The following is a 17,138-nucleotide window of genomic DNA, read 5'->3' on the forward strand; positions in this document are numbered from 1 at the left end:
TATAATTGAAGGGTTATTTTCAATATTTTAAATAACCATAATAGTTTGTTTCTCTAATTAGAATACTATGAAATTAATCTTCAGATCAATAATACAACAAAAGATTTGAAGAATAGTTGATTTAATCTACAGATTTAAGATTATTAATACAAAATATGCTATAATCTCTACTAATAAATATATATAATTGAAAAAAATACAAGATTAAGGTAAAAAAGGAGAAGAAATAGAATGAATAAGGAATACTCGGCAATTTTTGATCTCAGCAAACAAAATAATATGAGAGACTTTTTTTTAAATATATTGGCTCCTCATGGAACAACCACTTCTTATCATAAAAATAATATCATCTGTTTGGATATTGTAAAATCTCTGTATATCATAGTCGCTGGAGAAGTTCAGATTTCTCTCTCTGAAGAAAATGGCGATGAACAGCTTATCTATACTCTGAGCCCCGGTGAAATTTTAGGAGAATTTGAAATTTTTTCCAATATTTCGGAAAATTATACCCTTCATTTTATTACCAATTCAAAAATATGTAAAGTAACTAAAGAACAGGTAGATAGAATTCTCTTAAAAAATCCAAATTATTATTCATATTTTATCCACAGTATGTCCAGAAAATACCATTTGGCTATTTTTCAGCTGAGTTTCAATAAATTTTATATGAATGAAGAGAGAGTTCTTGAATTTTTAATTCGAATAGCGATCTCTAGAAATCCTCATATAAAAAATGATGTAGAGGTCTATGGATATACCCATGAAAATATAGGAAATACATTGAATATTTCCAGGATAGGTGTTACAAATATCCTGAAGAAATTACAGGATAAAAACCTAATCATAGTAAAAAGAAAACTTATAACAGTTCTATCAATCTCTCAATTAAAAAATTATAGAAACAGTATACAAAAAAAATAGACGGTTACCTTATTTTAATATCCTCATTTTCAAAATATCAAATTGACCTTTATTTGTGGTAAGATATTATAAATATTAATAAGGGAGATTTACAAATGGAATATAAACTAAACTATATACAAGAACTTCTTTTAATACAGGATTATCTTGAATTTGATAAGGTTCTCACTACCATGCTGGAAGAAATAAAGAAAGGTGGGAAGGTGTTTCAATGAAAAATGCTTTAATAACAGGAGCCACCAGTGGTATAGGAGCCTCCTTTGCGAGAAAACTTGGAAAAGAGGGGTATAACCTCTATATTACAGGAAGACGTATAGAGGTTATAGAGAAATTGGCCTATGATATCCGTAAAAAGTATCATATTAAAGTTACTGTGATCATAGCTGATTTCACAATACCTCAAGAAGTAGATAATTTATTAAAAAAAATAGAAATAGTTCCCTTTGATTTTTTAATAAACAATGTGGGCTTCGGTCATGAAAAAAAATTCTTTGATGACACTTATGAGAAACAATATGAGATGATAGAAGCACATATAAATTCATTTTGTAAAATTACTTATCTTGTGTCTGAAAATATGAGAAAAAATAAAAATGGGAATATTATAAATGTCTCTTCCCTTGCAGGCTTTGCTCCTACATCTTTTAATCATCTTTACAGTTCCACAAAGTCATTTATAACAACGTTCACAGAATCTCTTCACCTTGAACTCTCATCTTTGGGAATAAGGGTACAGGCTCTCTGTCCTGGTTTCACTAGAAGTGATTTTCACAAATCTTTGAATATAAAAGAAGAAACCTTTAAAAACAGGGGGCTTGTAAGGTGGATGGACCCAGATAAAGTAACAGAACTTTCTCTAAAATACCTGAACAAAAAAGGCGGCCTCTATATTCCAGGATTGTCCAATAAAATTCTCTATACCATAGTAAGGATCCTACCCAGAAAATTTTACTATTCTCTGGCCAGGAAAATGGGGATGTAAAAAAGCAGGAGATTTATGTAAATCTCCTGCTATAATTATAAAAACCCTGCCTGAGGCTTCCTTAAACAAACATTCTTTTAGTTTTCATCTGCTACACTACCCCATGTATTTAAAGCTGCAATGGGAGTAGAAAAATTTAGAATTCTCTTCCTCCGGAGATCTTTAAATCTTCATTATTTTCATATATTCCTTTAATGGAAGCTTCTAATCCCTTAGCTATAGAGTTTAGATCCATACAGGGTGTATTTTTTTTGTCTAATACCTGTTCAGGTATAAAAGGTACATGGATAAACCCACCTTTTTTTGCCGAAGAAAATTTATTTATATGATAGAGCAGACCATACATTATATGGTTACACACAAATGTTCCGGCAGTATTGGAGATAGAAGCAGGGATATTTACTTTTTTTATCTCCTCCACCATGGCTTTTATTGGAAGGGTTGTAAAATATGCATTTTCTCCATCAGAATACACAGGCTCATCTATAGGCTGATTTCCCTTATTGTCTTTTATTCTGGCATCATCTAAATTAATAGCCACTCTTTCTATAGAGATATCATATCTCCCCCCTGCTTGTCCTACACATATTACTACTTCAGGTTTGTGCTCTTTTATTCCCTCTAAAAGAACATCTATCGATTCTTTAAAAACCGTAGGGATTTGAAGTTTAATGATTTCTACTTCTTTGACCTGTGATGGTAGGAGTTTAACAGCTTCCCAGGCTGGGTTTATGGTTTCATTTCCAAATGGGTCGAACCCTGTAATAAGTAACTTCATCTTTATCCTCCTTAAAATGCCCAAAAATACATAAGTACAATGTGGATCACTAACATTGCAATTGCAACAGGTGCCTGAGCTAAGATAACACCATTTTTATTTTTCATATCCATAATTGCTGCGGGAACTATATTAAAATTGGCAGCCATTGGAGTAAGTAATGTACCACAGTATCCCGCTGTAAGTCCTAATATCCCTGCAATAGCCGGATCTGCTCCCTGAGAAAATACAAAGGGAATTCCTATTCCTGCTGTAATAACTGCAAAAGCAGCAAAAGCATTTCCCATGATCATAGTAAAGACAGCCATTCCAAGACAGTAGACTACCACACCTGCTAAGATATTTCCCTGGGGAACGATTGATCCCATCAGATCAGCTATAACGTTTCCTACACCTGCCAAAGTAAAGAGAGCCCCCAATGCGGCCAAAAGCTGCGGCAGAATTGCTGTAGATCCTATTTGCTGAAGCATTCTGGAGCTGTCATATCCTACATATTCAGGTTTTTCCTTAGTTATAATAAGAGTAAGAATAAGTGCTATAATAGACCCTAGTCCTAAACCAACTAGTCCTCCTAGAGTAGTAAATTGAGCAATTGCAAAGGCGATTATTCCAATTGCTAATGCCGGAAAAAATATTATATTTCCTATGGTTTTACTCTTTTCAGTTCTATATTCTTCCGAAGAGTTCTTTTGCGAACCTGCTCCCACCCTGTTTAAAGCTGTCAGAATTCCCATGAATACCAAAAGTCCGCCGACAATATGAGGTGGTATTTTTTTTCCACCTATAAAAATTAATCCAAATAGAATCCAGAATATTCCTGTACCAAATTTTGTTCTATGCTCCTTGTCTGTCAGTGCATAGATTCCTGTGCCTATTGCTACTAACCCTGTCAATATATACATAATTTCAAGAATTATAGTTTTCATTTATTCTCCCCTCCAATTTTAGCTATCTTTTTTTCCAGCATATGATTTTGTATTATAGAAAAAACTAACCCAATGACTGCAACCGGAATAGCAGCTTTGGAAACTGAATAAGGTGTTACGATTACTCCTAATTCCTGGAGGGTTCCCACGACCAATAGTACCCCTGCACTGGCTACAAATACATTCTGCCCATAGAAGTTTCCATAATTTTCCACGGCACAGGCAACGCCTTTGATATTTTCGTTTTTATCTTCAGATAAAACACCATTCTTCTTTTCTCCTGCCCCTTGGGCCATAGGATAGATAAGTGGTCTGATAAACTGTACATGCCCCCCCAGCCTCACAGAAAAAGCAGCAGCTAATGTTCTTATAATCATATACATGGTCAATACCTTTCCCGTAGTTATAGATTTCATCTCTCCAATACATTTAGAAGCCCGCTCCTTCAAACCATTTCTTTCCAAAATTCCCACAACTGATAGGGTTAAAAGAAACAGTGTCATATATCTGGTTTTAACAAAAGCTTCTCCCAGTGTAGATAAAATAGTAAAAAAATCCAATCCCGAAACTAAACCTGTTGTAATTCCTGCAATGATAACAACAGCTATAGTATCCAGTTTTAACAAGAATCCTATAATTATAATAAGAATTCCAATAAGTTTAATTGTAACCATAAATTAATCCCCCCTTTTTTGTTATATAAAGAATACAGGAAATAAAACAATTGTTTTGTAATATATTTTACATTTATAAAAAAAAACATAAGATTTTGATATTATAGTAGTAAAAATATACATAAAATGTTTGTTTTGATTATATAGAATCTTACGTTGTCAAATTAAATGCAACACTTTTCAATTTCACCCCAAAATACTTCTTTTGGGGTTTTCCAATTTAAACACTTCCTTGGTCTATTATTAATTTTGTTTACCGCTTTATAAAATTCACATCTCTTTATCTTACTAAAAATAGTCCCTTTAGGGAAAGTTCTCCTTAATAAACCGTTTGTATTCTCATTTGTTCCTCTCTCCCATGAGTGATAAGGGTTAGCAAAATAAGCTTTAATACCTAATGCTTCCTCTAATTCTTTAAATTTAGAGAATTCTTTCCCGTTATCCGATGTAAATGTTTTTATGTATTCTTTAGGTATATATTTAAAATTCTCTATTGTTGCCTCATTAAAAGTATCTGATTTTCTATTAATCATTAGCTCCGCTACAAGATATCTTGATTTCCTATCAACATAAGTCATCATAGCACCTTTTTTTCCTGCGCCAACGATAGTATCGCTTTCAAAATGACCAATCTCACTTCTATCATTCGCTTCTTCAGACCTTTCTTCTATCATCTTTTTATTAGGGATTTTACCCCTTGTTTCTTTCAATCCTCTAGGCTTTTGTTTGCCTTTTCTAGTTAAAAGGTATTTAGGACTCTCCGTAAGAAAATCAAGATATATTGCTCTATAAATTGTTTTAAATGAAATAGAATATTGGTTGTCTAATTTAGCTCTTCCTGATATTTGTTCTGGACTCCAACCTGATTCTAACTTTTCTTGAATATCTACCAAAAGGATCGAATCTCTTAATTTGTGCTTTCTTCCACAAAGTTGTTTTCTTTTTTTGTATAAAAACTGGGCTTTATTAGGAGTGTACTCACCATCAACTGAATTTCTATTAATTTCTCTATAAATACTAACTCTATTTTTCTTTAATTTAGCTGCAATAAAACTAATTGATTTTTTTTGCGCTAAAAATTTAAATATACTTTCTCTTTCTTCAATGGTAAAATGTTTATGATTCATAAATACTCCTTTAATGTTTGGTCGCACTTACATTATACCAAGGAAATATTTATGAATTTTTTTTGTTGCATTTAATTATACAATTCAAGAATTAAAAAAAATGAAGAATAGTAAAAGCCTCAAAAATAATTTTGAGGCTGAATATATAGGTTTATTTAATTTAACGATACAGAATTAGAATAATCTTCCATCAATGTTGATAAATGGAAATATTGGTAAGAATCCAGTTTTAGCCATGTTGATCAGACCTAACTGTACTCCTGTAAGATCATTGGTCATATTGAATAGTCCCATTTGGAATGCCGCTCCCTGAGATATATTAACTAAACCAAGGTCAACTGTAGATCTTCCAGAAGAGTAGTTAACGGCTCCAAATTGTAAACCATTTACTTCATTACTTACATTAACCAATCCCCAAAGAACACCCTTTGAAGTCCCCTTATGTATATTTGCAAGTCCAAAACCAACACCGGCAAATGATTTATTTACCTTATTGGCTCCTAGGAATTCCAATTGTAAACCTTTGAAATTATCAGTTTCTCCCAATGATAAAATATTTATATCCAAACCACTTACATTAGTAGTCTTACCGTAAAGTAAGTTTAATCTTATCCCGTTGACATCTTGAGATGCTGGCATCTGTTTCCCTGCTACGTTAAATTGAAATGCACTTTCTGAAAATGAAAGAGATGATAATAAAAACATCATTCCTAATAAAATTTTGATTCTTTTCATAAATTTTCCTCCTAAAAAATAATTTGATAGGACAATTATACTATAAGATATATGAATTTATTTACCCCATACACAATACCATTATTGAGATACACAATATGACTTTTAAAATACACAAGACCGCTATGAAAGATATTTTTCAAATTAATTAAAGATAAAAATAGTATTAATTTTATATACTGACTGTTAAAATAATCATTATTCCTGATAAAATACATGCTATAATAAAATAAATTATAAAGATTTATTGGAGGAAATATGAAATTAAAAAAAATGTGGGGTCTTCTTTTTATTCCCCTAGTATATATATTATTTTTATATCACCCAGCTGCTACGGGAAATTATCTGAAATTACAGGTTGGTTTGGAGAAAGTCCCGGAGATCTATAATCTGATCGATGTGGACATCTATGATCAGAACAATAAGTTGGTAGATGTTCCCATGGTAGATTTTTTAGATGATATCTATGTTTTTGATTTAGAGAAGGGAAAATATACCATTAAGATGGAATATGAAGATCAGAAACAAATTGTTGAATTTAACCGGACTGAGGGATATCAAAAACTTTCAAAGGTATTTTTTGAGTCTTCCAATTTTGATAAAAAACAATCTATATTTTTATATGCTATGTTATTTATATCCACGATATTTATATTTTTTACATCAACCCTTATTAATAAGGAAAAAAATAGATTTCTCAGAGCTGCCACTCTGTCGCTGCTGATAATAATATCCCTCAGGATAATAATATTCGGGTTAAAATATTATGATCTTGAAATATGGAAACTTACATATAAATTGTCGTTATTATTTGAAGTGTTCTTAGGTTTTTCAATGCTTAAATGGGCTGTCAATGAGATAAAAATTCCATTTCAAAAATTTATAGGAAAGCTTATAAATATTTTCTTTGTTCTCCAGGTAAGCTTTTTAGTATCCCTTATTTTTTTGGATTTTGGAAAAGTTTTTGATCTCCTGCTGCACATAAAAAATACAAATATATTTATGTTGTTTTTTATACTTCTTGTTTCCAGCAGGGAATTTTTATTTCCGATGATATCTACTATAATATTTATTGCTACTATGCCGTTTCCATTAAAGGAATTTCGTAAATTTAAATTATTCAATGAAGGAAGTTTTTCCTTTGTGGCTTTTCTTACCACAATATTTACATGGTATTATACCTTCCATGAATTTGAAAATGGAAGGATCGATAGTGTTGTTGAGATCTATATATTCCTATCGGTATTTATTTTGGTATTGTTTAAGGCATATGTATTTTCGGATTCCAGGGAATATGGTCTGTTGAGATCTACTTTTTGGTGGATGGGCCGTGTAAACTATATTATTTTCTTAGCCTATCTATATCTTATCTATACAAGGGATCTTAAATTAACCCTTATGCTCCTTATTATTTTATTGGGAACAGATTTTCTTTATGTAAATATTAAAAATGCTGTAGAATCACAGCATTTTTCTTTGAATCATATCTTATTTAAGGAATCTGAGATCTCGAATATATCACAGTTAACATTTTTGGTAGAAAATGAAATCTCAAAAATCATTTGTGTAAAAAATATCCATCTTAAAGTTGATTTTGATGGACTTGATCACTATGAAAATACTAAAGAGAGGGTGTTTTTTTATGGAACTGCTCAGGAGAAAAAAATTGTAGTCCTTGAAATATCACCATACTACAGATTGAAAATATTTGAGAGGAAAGCAATAGAGGATCTTATGAATGAACTTCCCGGAATAGCTCTTAGAATTTATTACCGGGAGATGGATTTAAAAAATTATTCTTTGGATAATTTTGCCATAGGAACCAGGTTGATAGAGATAAAAGATCTTCTTATATTGAATAACTCTACCTCCGATGAGGGTACAAAAAAAACAATTCAAGAGAGCCTTTTAGAGGAATTAGATTCCCTTATAAAGGAGGTGGATGCCCATGATTAAAATTGGTCTTTGGGTGAGTAACTCTACTTCCCTTCTTATATGCAACAATATAAAAAGAGAATTTTTAAATGTTAAAACCTCTCCCGAATTAATAAAGGAAACTTCCCTCTTGATCCTGGATGAAACTTTTTCTGAAGAAGGTGGATTAGAATATTTGAACTCTATAAATAAGGCTGTGGTTTTAATGGGAAATTCCACTACTTCCACAGCCAGGATGCTCTTAAAAAATAAATCTCTTTTCGATATGATCTCAAAAAGAGATTTTATTGTACTGGAAAAGATTATAGAAGATTTTTTTAAAGAAAGTATAGAGTATTTGAAAATAGAAAACTCCACCTCTCTTTCTCTCATAAAAAAAGAGGATATAGCCTATATATCATATGACAGGCTTCTGAGAAGATCTATTATTACCCTTTCGAATAAGGAAGAATATTTTTCAAAGATCTCTCTGGGAGAATTAGAAAATATCCTCAGTCTTAATTTTATTCGTGTGGAGAGAGGGTATATTATCAATAAAAGTAAAATTAAATCATTGGATTTTAAAGAAGAATTACTTATTTTCTATGAGAATATGACTCTGCCCCTGGGAAAGAGGACTCTAAAAAAAATGGAAAGTTTAGTTTTTAGTGAAAAATTATCTTTAAATATCTAACCTGTAAGGGCTTGAGTCACTGACTCAAGTCTTTTTTATTATCTAGGAAATTATAAAATAATTCAATACATTAGACCTTGTAAACACTATGATTGGTGCCCGTCTGGATGCAACGTCACGTTGCTTTTTTATTCCCTCATAAAATTGATCTTTTCGTGTATGATTTAATACACTTTGTGAAGCACTTAATAATATTTTAGAATAATTTGTTATGATACTCAAGTATCAATAAATTTTAAAATTATTAAGGAGATCAACAATGAAAAACATATATTTTTATTCTAAATTAATTAAACAGGGAAGTAAAAAAGGACAGTTAAATACACAAAAAAAGAAAGTAAGATTCACCCTGAGGACTCTTATTTATTATCCATGGGTAAATGATCTGACAAATTTTATTCTGAAACACGACTATCTTTCTTCTGCGGTCTTTCAATATCCTATTTTAGTAAGTAAGATGCACAGGCCTTACCTGTCCAGCTCATTTAAAATAAGTGAAAAGTTAGATGCAATAAAAGACAGTTATGAATTTATAGATATTAATTTTTCTGAAGAGATGAGGAGATCACTCTATACAGAGGGGAAGATTGTTCTAGGAGAGATCTGTGGTAACAACTCAGAGATATTTTATATCAATCTTGCCCTCTACCCCCACTACGATAAGGAGGGAGAATTTAATCTGATCCTGACCAATTCAGACAACATAACCCTTTCTACCCTTACTTTCAGTCTACAGAGAAAAAATGGTGAATTCAGGGTATTCATAGGTGGACTCCAGGGGGCTCCAAGAGATGTGGAGCACAGTATAATAAAGGCTGCTACAAAAAATTTATATGGGATTTTTCCTAAGAAAATTCTTATGGAGTCACTTTATTTTTTTGAAAAATCATTGGAAATGAAGATAGATAAGATATGTGTAGGAAATAACCAGCATGTCTATACTGCTAAGAGGTATAAGAAAAAGAGGACTATCCATTCCAGTTATGATAGTTTTTGGGAGTCTTTGAATGGAGAAAAAACAAAGATGGGTCTTTGGATCTTACCGGAAAAATTAGAAAAAAAAGATATACTTACTGTCCCAAGTAAAAAGAGAGGTCAGTATAGGAAAAAATATGGTCTATTGGATGAATTAGAAGGTTCAATTTTGGATACTTTTAATAAAAAGAAGGGAGATACCGCTGTTTTTATATAGGTGATTTAAATAATGGGTATAAGCAGCTTATACCCATTATTATTTTTATATTAGAAAAGATTAGATCTTAGAATTAATAAATTTACCACTTTTTCCACCTGTTTTTTCCTTTAGATATATCCTTCCTATGATCATCTCCTTATCGATGGCTTTACACATATCATAAATAGTTAATAATGCAGTGCTTACCATTTGGAGAGCTTCCATCTCTACCCCGGTTTGTCCTGTAGTTTTAACAGTTCCTGTAGCGTAGATAATCAAGTTTTCCTGGTCTATTTCAAAATCTATGTCGGCTCCTGTAAGAAGCAGAGGGTGACACATAGGGATAAGTTCATGAGTTTTTTTGGAAGCCATGATAGCAGCAACTCTGGCTACTCCTAAAACATCTCCTTTTTTAACTCCTCCATTTACAATAAGGTTCATAGTTTCAGAATTGACCTCTATACTTCCGCAGGCTGTGGCCTTTCTGCTGGTATCCTCTTTTTTGCTTACATCTACCATGATAGCTTTTCCATCTTTAAAATGACTAAATCCCATATTTTTCTCCTATTATATATATTTTTTTACTCTTAATATTAACATTTTTTGAAAAATAAATAAATCTAAAAAACTTTTCTGCTGTCAATCTATACAAACTATCCATTTTTTTAAATATAATTTTCCCAACTTTATGTTTCACCTATTTCAGTTTCTAATTATAGAAGCGGACAAGGCTAAGTTCTAGGCGACTATTCTTAAATTTATAGCTAATTGGATGCAACGTCACGTTGCTTTTATGGTATAATACTTCCCGAGGTGATAGATCATGATTAAACAATATGCCATTATATTTATGGTAACTTACTTAGGAGAGATGATCAGTAAATCCATCAACTTCCCTTTTCCAGGGCCGGTCATTGGGATGCTGATACTTTTTATTTTGCTGGAAAGAAAATTAATTGATGTAGATTTTGTAGAGAAGGGAGCTAATAATATCCTGCTCAACCTGGCTATATTTTTTATTCCGCCGGGAGTAGGACTTATCTCCGCTTTAGACCTGCTCAGTGGAAATGTATTAAAAATAGTAGTAACTATGATATTAACTACCATAATTACCATGATGACTACAGGTCTTACAGTTCAATATCTGATAAATAGGAGGGGAAAATGATAGAACTATTAAACAGTCCTTTATTTGGAATCTGTCTGACAATTGCCGCTTATATAATAGGGTTGGAAATCTATAAGAAGTTTAAACTACCTATTCTGAATCCTATATTAATAGCACTTATAATTATAATCCCTATATTGTTATATTTTAAAATACCATTGGAAACCTATAAAAAAGGGGGGGATCTGATCTCTTTCTTCTTAGGGCCTGCCACAGTAGTTTTAGCGGTACCCCTGTATAAAAAAATAGATCTGTTGAAACAGCATTTCATACCGATATTAGGAGGTGTTGTTGTAGGAGTTTTGACATCTATACTGTCCTGCACCCTTATAGGAAAGGTATTGGGGATGGATCTGAGTCTTATAAAATCTTCCCTGTCAAAATCACTGACAACTCCTATAGCCATAGAGTTATCTAAACAGGTAGAAGGAATTGTTCCTATTACCATAGTAATGGTTATGATAACAGGGATAACAGGGGCTGTTTTGGCACCATTTATATGTAAAATTTTTAAGATAGAAAATAAAATTGCCAAAGGAATAGCCATTGGTACTGCCAGTCATGCTGTAGGGACTTCGAGAGCTATTGAGATGGGAGAAACTGAAGGAGCTATGAGTGGATTAGCCATTGGAGTAGCCGGAGTTTTAACAGTTTTCATCTTACCATTGTTATACATAGTATTATTTTAAAAAGGATAAATTATAAAAATCTAATTTACTAAATAAAAAAAGATTCCCATAAGGGAATCTTTTTTTTAGACCTTATATATTTAATATCTCAACTACTGTCAGAGAGTGATCGCTCAATCTTTTATAGTGATTTAATACATCCATATATCCTGTTACTAATATTGGTGACTTAGTTGTTTCAGCCATTCTATCCAGATGATTTCTTCTGATTTCTTTATATAGGTTAGAAATATTGGCAGACCTTTTAGTAGCTTCTCCTAAGATCTTATAGTTTTCTTCCTTATAAGAGCTGTCTACATAGTCAAAGAAATCTACAGTCATAGTATGAATTTTTTCCAATTCCTCTAAGTTTTTCTTACTTAACTTTTGATCGTTATCAAATAATCTCTTATGGATAAATGCAATTCTTTTCAGATAATCTGTAACAGATTCATACTGGTCTGAAATAGCTATATTTTTTCTGGCTTTCTTTATGATCGGTGCTTCTAAATCTAAAGTAAGAACTTTAGAGTTTATAGAGGCGATCTCGTCCTGTACCAAATCCATCCTGTCTTCTAAATCCAATACATTTTGGAATTCTTTGGAATCCGCAGATAAATTATCTTTAAATGTTTTCTTTAGATCAGCAAAAGATGAAATGATTTCTGTTCCCATTTTATTTATTTCTAATTTTGTCTGTTCCACTACAATATCGGGAGTTTCAAGCATTCTCTCGTCTAAGTGAGTAAGTTTTTTAACGACCTCTTCCTTTTCAACTATCATTTTTTCTAACATCTTAGCTATATAACCTATAAATGGTAAGAATAAAAGTACATTGGTTACGTTAAACATCGTATGAGCAGTGGCAATATATTTTGTAATATTTGCTACAGGATCAACAAAGTTAGATAAAAACTGAAGGTAGAAAGGGAATATAGAGACTACCCATATTACACCTATAACATTTATAACTGTATGAGCTATTGCTGCTCTCTTTGCATTGGCACGGGCTCCTAAAGCAGCTAACATAGCAGTGATTGTCGTACCTACATTTTCTCCTAAGACTAGAGCAACTGCTGTTTCAGAGTTTATCATTCCCTGGCTGGCTAAAACTATTGTTATACCTAAAGTAGCTGAAGATGACTGCACTATGGCTGTAAGTAAGGCTCCTACAAGGGCAGCTGCTATTACTCCGCCAAAACCGCTGGTAGCATCAAAACTATGGAATAGTTCTATGAAGAAAGGCATTGTTCTAAGGGGTTTAAATCCTTCACTCATAAGCTGTAATCCAAAGAAGATCATTCCTAATCCCATAAATGTTAAAACTTTAGTTTTTACTTTTTCATTTTTAGCAAATAAGTAGAAAATAGCAGCTATTCCTGCCATTGGTAAACCATATTTCCCGATTTTTAATACCAGAATCCAACCAGTAACAGTGGTACCGATATTGGCTCCTAATATTACACCTAATGCCTGTTTCAAACTCATAAGTGAGGCATTAACAAATCCAATAGTCATAACGGTACTTACAGAAGATGACTGAACCATGGCTGTAACTACCACACCGACTATACAAGCTATAACCCTGTTTTTAGTCAGCAGCCCAATGATACTTTTGATCTTAGCTCCGGCAATTTTTTGCATTCCACCAGACATATGGTGCATACCATATAGAAAGATTCCTAGTCCTCCTATAACTTTAAAAAATATATCTAATCCCATTTTACTCCTCCTTAAGTTCACCATTCTATCATCAATAATTGACATATCTACAGTCTTTTTACAAAGAACAAATTTATATTTTCAATATCTTTTACTGTATAGCTGGTATTTTTCCTTGATTATTTTCTATTAATATACAACTATTATAAACCAAGGGTGTAAAATCAATGTTTATTTAATGTAAAAATAGTGTAAAGAAATTTGGCTTTATACTTTTAATATACCTATAGAGCATAAGATGAGAAAAAAATTAAATAAAGGTCCGGTGTTTACAAGACCTCAATTAGGCTGTAAAGAGTTTTAGAATATTTTTTATTATGAATATAAATGAAAATATGATAATATATAGTACAAAACTGAACAAAGACAGTTCACTGGTACCATCCTGTCTATAAATAAAACTAGGACACAATTCTGGAGAAATTCCAGGGTTCTATTTTGATTTTATTGGAGGATACTGTGTGTATCCTCTTTTTTATTATCTGGAAAATTAAAGTTTATGAAAACTTTAATTATGATTAATTGGACGCAGCGTCACGTTGCTTTTTTATTGCTTAAATTATGAAAGGAAAAAAATGAAGAAAATAGGTTTAACGACTACAGTACCCATAGAGATACTTTTAACAGCGGGGTATACTCCCATAGATTTAAATAATATTTTTGTTGTTTCCAAAGACTATGGGAAATATATAGAGAGAGCAGAACGTGACGGATTCCCTAAAAGTATGTGTGCCTGGATCAAGGGGATATACGGAGCCTGCATTGAAAATGGAATTCAGGAAGTTTTAGGTGTAACAGAGGGAGATTGCTCCAACACTAAAACACTTTTAGAAATATTTAAAAAGAATAATATAAAAATACATTCTTTCGGTTATCCCCATTCCCACTCTTTAGATGATATAAAAAACGAATTAAATAAACTTATGAACTATATGGGTGTATCCTATGAAGAGGTGGAATCCCAGAGAAATAGATTAAACCTAATAAGGGAGAAAGCTAAATATATAGATGAACTGACTCTGGAAGGAAAGGCAACAGGTTTTGAAAATCATATACTTCAGCTGTGTTTCAGTGATTTTGACGGAGATGTGGATAGATACAGTAATTTTTTAGATGAAAAGATAGAAGAAATGAAGAAAAGACCTATAGATAAAAAAGGATTAAAGCTGGGATATCTGGGAATACCTCCTATGCAGGGAGATCTTCATGATTATGTTGAGAGCCTAGACGGAAGGTTTATATACAATGAAGTCCAGAGGGAGTTTGCTTTTCCTAGAGCCATGGAATCCAAAGATATATATGAACAGTATTATAACTATACATATACATATGATATTGATTTCAGGTTAGAAGATATAAAAAAGCAGATAAAAGAAAGAAAATTAGACGCAGTTATCCATTATACCCAGGCATTTTGTCATCGTGCAGTTGAAGATATAATTTTAAAGCAGGAGTTGGATATCCCGATATTAACTATCGAAGGGGATAAATCCAATGTTTTAGATGCCAGGACTAAATTAAGGATAGAAGCTTTTTTAGATATGTTAAAAGACAAAAAACAACGTGACCTTGCAAGATCGGAGAAAATTAATGAATAATATTACCTGTAAAACAAAAATAACTCATAAAAAAATAGTAGGAATAGATTTAGGCAGCAGAGAAGTTAAAATTATAGTTACAGAAGATAAAAAAATAGTGTTGAGAAAGAAGATAAGTACTGTATCTTTTTACAGAGATTATTGCCAATATCAGAATAAAATAATCGTGGATTTAAAGAAATTAGGAATAGAAGATGTGGATCTGGCTGTTTCCACAGGATATGGTCGAAACAATACAGATCTGAGTATGTTTAAACCTATAAATGAAATAAAAGCCCATGTATACGGTGCTTTAGCCCAATCAGGAAAAAAAGATTTTATTCTTTTAGACATTGGGGGACAGGATGTAAAGATTGTAAAGATTGAAAAGGGTCTGGCTACTGATTTAGATTTAAATGATAAGTGTGCAGCTTCCTGTGGAAGATATTTAGAGAATATGGCCAATGTTTTAGAGGTGCCCTTGGATTCACTTTCAAAATATTCTAAAGATCCAGTAAAACTTAATTCAACATGTGCTGTTTTTTCAGAGTCGGAATTGATTGGAAAAATTGCTGAAGGAATACCTTTGGACAGGTTAGCAGCAGGGATAAATTACTCTATGTACAGCAGATTGCGTCCCCTCCTTACAAAATTCAGAGGAAATACTCTTATTGTCAGTGGAGGAGTAGCAAAAAACCGATCTATTGTAGAGTACTTAAGATCAGATTATACAGAGGTAAAAGTTTTAGAGGATCCGCAGTTTAATGGAGCTATTGGGTGTTGTTATTATGGAGAAAATTTTATATAGAGGAGAAATAAAGTATGTATATATTAAAGGGAGAACACAGTTTTGACAGTGCTCATTTCTTAGCAGGTTATGAAGGGAAGTGTTCAAATATTCATGGGCACAGGTGGAGAGTTATTGCAGAAGTATGTGGTGAAGAACTAAAGCAAGAGGGGCAACTAAGAGGAATGGTTGTTGATTTTGGAGATATAAAAAAAGATATAAAAAAGATGGTAGATGATCATGACCATGCTCTGATTATAGAAAAGGGGACCATGAAAGAGATGACATTAAATTGTCTAAAGGAAGATAATTTCAATATAATAGAGGTGGATTTCAGGCCGACAGCTGAGGAGTTCTCAAGGTATTTTTATGAAATTTTAGAGGGGAAGGGATATTCTGTAAAAAAGGTAACTGTATATGAAACTCCTACAAACTCAGCAACATATGAAAAATAAGCAACGGCAACGTGACGTTGCATCTAGACTGAAAATGAGATTAGTTTAATACAAGAATATAGTTTGCTTAAAGATAAAAAAAGGCGGTAAATATTATGAAATACTACAACGTAGTTGAAAAATTTATAAGTATAAATGGAGAAGGGCAGAGATCGGGAGAATTGGCAGTTTTTATTAGACTTGCAAAGTGTAATTTAAGATGTAATTATTGCGATACAATGTGGGCCAATGAAGAAAACGCAGCTGTAACACCCATGACTAAGGAAGATATATATAACTATATTTTAGATACAAAGGTTAAAAATATAACCCTTACAGGGGGAGAGCCGCTTTTAGACATAGAAGTTAAAGAACTTATAGAATATATAGTGAAAGACAACTCTCTATTTTTGGAGATTGAAACAAATGGAAGCATTGATTTGGATCTATTCAGGTTAGATGTAAAAAACTTATCTTTTACAATGGATTATAAAGGGCCTTCAAGTGAGATGGAAGAGTTTATGTTTATGAAAAACTTTGAAACAATATCTGAGCTGGATACGATAAAATTTGTTGTAGGAGACTACAATGATCTTCTGAAAGCCAAAGGGATTATAGAGAAGTATAACCTTATCGACAGATGCAGTGTATATTTTAGTTCTGTCTATAAAAAAATAGAGTTAGATGAAATAGTAGAATTTATGAAAAATTTTAACTTGAATGGAGTGAGACTGCAGCTGCAGATGCATAAGTTTATCTGGGGAAATAAGCAGGGAGTTTAAAATGAACGTGACATTCAGTTGAAAATTAAGAGTTATATTAGTTTTATACTTAAGGATAGAACTTATAGTTTCCTT

18 protein-coding genes are annotated in these 17,138 nt (G+C 32.1%); 11 read left to right on the plus strand and 7 right to left on the minus strand.

What is annotated here, in order from left to right; translation table 11 throughout:
- Positions 1-231 precede the first annotated feature (231 nt).
- A complete protein-coding gene (locus NRK67_02310; GenBank protein ID UUV17690.1) occupies positions 232-921 on the plus strand; it encodes a Crp/Fnr family transcriptional regulator in 690 nt (229 codons plus the stop codon).
- 211 nt (positions 922-1,132) lie between these two features.
- Positions 1,133-1,903, plus strand: a complete 771-nt coding sequence (locus NRK67_02315) for an SDR family oxidoreductase (protein UUV17691.1) — start codon at positions 1,133-1,135, stop codon at positions 1,901-1,903.
- 136 nt (positions 1,904-2,039) lie between these two features.
- Here the strand turns inward: NRK67_02315 and pcp are convergent, their stop codons facing one another.
- The 5 genes from pcp to NRK67_02340 all read right to left on the minus strand — a co-directional run bounded on the left by pcp (position 2,040) and on the right by NRK67_02340 (position 6,143).
- Entirely contained in the window at positions 2,040-2,681 is a 642-nt protein-coding gene (pcp, locus tag NRK67_02320; protein UUV17692.1) for a pyroglutamyl-peptidase I, read from the minus strand.
- An 11-nt stretch (positions 2,682-2,692) separates the two neighbouring features.
- A complete protein-coding gene (locus NRK67_02325) occupies positions 2,693-3,607 on the minus strand; it encodes a DUF979 domain-containing protein (protein UUV17693.1) in 915 nt (304 codons plus the stop codon).
- Complete coding sequence (locus tag NRK67_02330; GenBank protein UUV17694.1) at positions 3,604-4,281, minus strand: DUF969 domain-containing protein; 678 nt, start codon at positions 4,279-4,281, stop codon at positions 3,604-3,606. The genes NRK67_02325 and NRK67_02330 overlap by 4 nt, the downstream gene beginning before the upstream one ends.
- Before the next feature lie 164 nt (positions 4,282-4,445).
- Positions 4,446-5,408: an IS30 family transposase gene (locus NRK67_02335; protein UUV17695.1), complete on the minus strand. Its 963-nt coding sequence runs from the start codon at positions 5,406-5,408 to the stop codon at positions 4,446-4,448.
- 174 nt (positions 5,409-5,582) lie between these two features.
- Positions 5,583-6,143, minus strand: a complete 561-nt coding sequence (locus NRK67_02340) for a phaC PHA synthase (protein ID UUV17696.1) — start codon at positions 6,141-6,143, stop codon at positions 5,583-5,585.
- Positions 6,144-6,401: 258 nt separating this feature from the next.
- Here NRK67_02340 and NRK67_02345 point away from each other — a divergent pair, with 258 nt between their 5' ends.
- The 3 genes from NRK67_02345 (at position 6,402) to NRK67_02355 (ending at position 9,943) form a co-directional block, all read left to right on the plus strand.
- The gene (locus NRK67_02345) at positions 6,402-8,099 is read left to right on the plus strand and encodes a hypothetical protein (GenBank protein UUV17697.1); all 1,698 of its coding nucleotides are present in this window, start codon (positions 6,402-6,404) and stop codon (positions 8,097-8,099) included.
- The gene (locus NRK67_02350; protein ID UUV17698.1) at positions 8,092-8,751 is read left to right on the plus strand and encodes a LytTR family transcriptional regulator; all 660 of its coding nucleotides are present in this window, start codon (positions 8,092-8,094) and stop codon (positions 8,749-8,751) included. The genes NRK67_02345 and NRK67_02350 overlap by 8 nt, the downstream gene beginning before the upstream one ends.
- Positions 8,752-9,010: 259 nt before the next feature.
- A complete protein-coding gene (locus NRK67_02355) occupies positions 9,011-9,943 on the plus strand; it encodes a VirK/YbjX family protein (protein UUV17699.1) in 933 nt (310 codons plus the stop codon).
- A gap of 60 nt (positions 9,944-10,003) precedes the next feature.
- Here the strand turns inward: NRK67_02355 and moaC are convergent, their stop codons facing one another.
- Positions 10,004-10,480, minus strand: coding sequence for a cyclic pyranopterin monophosphate synthase MoaC (moaC, locus tag NRK67_02360; GenBank protein UUV17700.1), 477 nt, complete (start codon positions 10,478-10,480; stop codon positions 10,004-10,006).
- Between the two features lie 268 nt (positions 10,481-10,748).
- Here moaC and NRK67_02365 point away from each other — a divergent pair, with 268 nt between their 5' ends.
- Both NRK67_02365 and NRK67_02370 read left to right on the plus strand, forming a co-directional pair.
- On the plus strand, positions 10,749-11,093 hold the full coding sequence (locus NRK67_02365) for a CidA/LrgA family protein (GenBank protein ID UUV17701.1): 345 nt from the start codon (positions 10,749-10,751) through the stop codon (positions 11,091-11,093).
- The gene (locus tag NRK67_02370; protein UUV17702.1) at positions 11,090-11,782 is read left to right on the plus strand and encodes an LrgB family protein; all 693 of its coding nucleotides are present in this window, start codon (positions 11,090-11,092) and stop codon (positions 11,780-11,782) included. Before NRK67_02365 ends, NRK67_02370 begins: the two co-directional genes overlap by 4 nt.
- Positions 11,783-11,854: 72 nt before the next feature.
- Here the strand turns inward: NRK67_02370 and NRK67_02375 are convergent, their stop codons facing one another.
- Positions 11,855-13,483, minus strand: a complete 1,629-nt coding sequence (locus tag NRK67_02375; GenBank protein UUV17703.1) for a Na/Pi cotransporter family protein — start codon at positions 13,481-13,483, stop codon at positions 11,855-11,857.
- 575 nt (positions 13,484-14,058) lie between these two features.
- Here NRK67_02375 and NRK67_02380 point away from each other — a divergent pair.
- The 4 genes from NRK67_02380 to queE all read left to right on the plus strand — a co-directional run bounded on the left by NRK67_02380 (position 14,059) and on the right by queE (position 17,063).
- Positions 14,059-15,081, plus strand: a complete 1,023-nt coding sequence (locus NRK67_02380) for a 2-hydroxyacyl-CoA dehydratase (protein ID UUV17704.1) — start codon at positions 14,059-14,061, stop codon at positions 15,079-15,081.
- On the plus strand, positions 15,074-15,868 hold the full coding sequence (locus tag NRK67_02385; protein ID UUV17705.1) for an acyl-CoA dehydratase activase: 795 nt from the start codon (positions 15,074-15,076) through the stop codon (positions 15,866-15,868). Before NRK67_02380 ends, NRK67_02385 begins: the two co-directional genes overlap by 8 nt.
- A 14-nt stretch (positions 15,869-15,882) precedes the next feature.
- Positions 15,883-16,302 carry a 6-carboxytetrahydropterin synthase QueD gene (gene queD, locus NRK67_02390; GenBank protein ID UUV17706.1) on the plus strand — a complete coding sequence of 140 codons (420 nt, stop codon included), beginning with the start codon at positions 15,883-15,885 and terminating at the stop codon, positions 16,300-16,302.
- Positions 16,303-16,397: 95 nt separating this feature from the next.
- Positions 16,398-17,063 carry a putative 7-carboxy-7-deazaguanine synthase QueE gene (gene queE, locus NRK67_02395; GenBank protein UUV17707.1) on the plus strand — a complete coding sequence of 222 codons (666 nt, stop codon included), beginning with the start codon at positions 16,398-16,400 and terminating at the stop codon, positions 17,061-17,063.
- Positions 17,064-17,138: the final 75 nt, after the last annotated feature.

This window comes from Fusobacteria bacterium ZRK30 (assembly GCA_024628785.1).
Taxonomy (GTDB): domain Bacteria; phylum Fusobacteriota; class Fusobacteriia; order Fusobacteriales; family Fusobacteriaceae; genus Psychrilyobacter.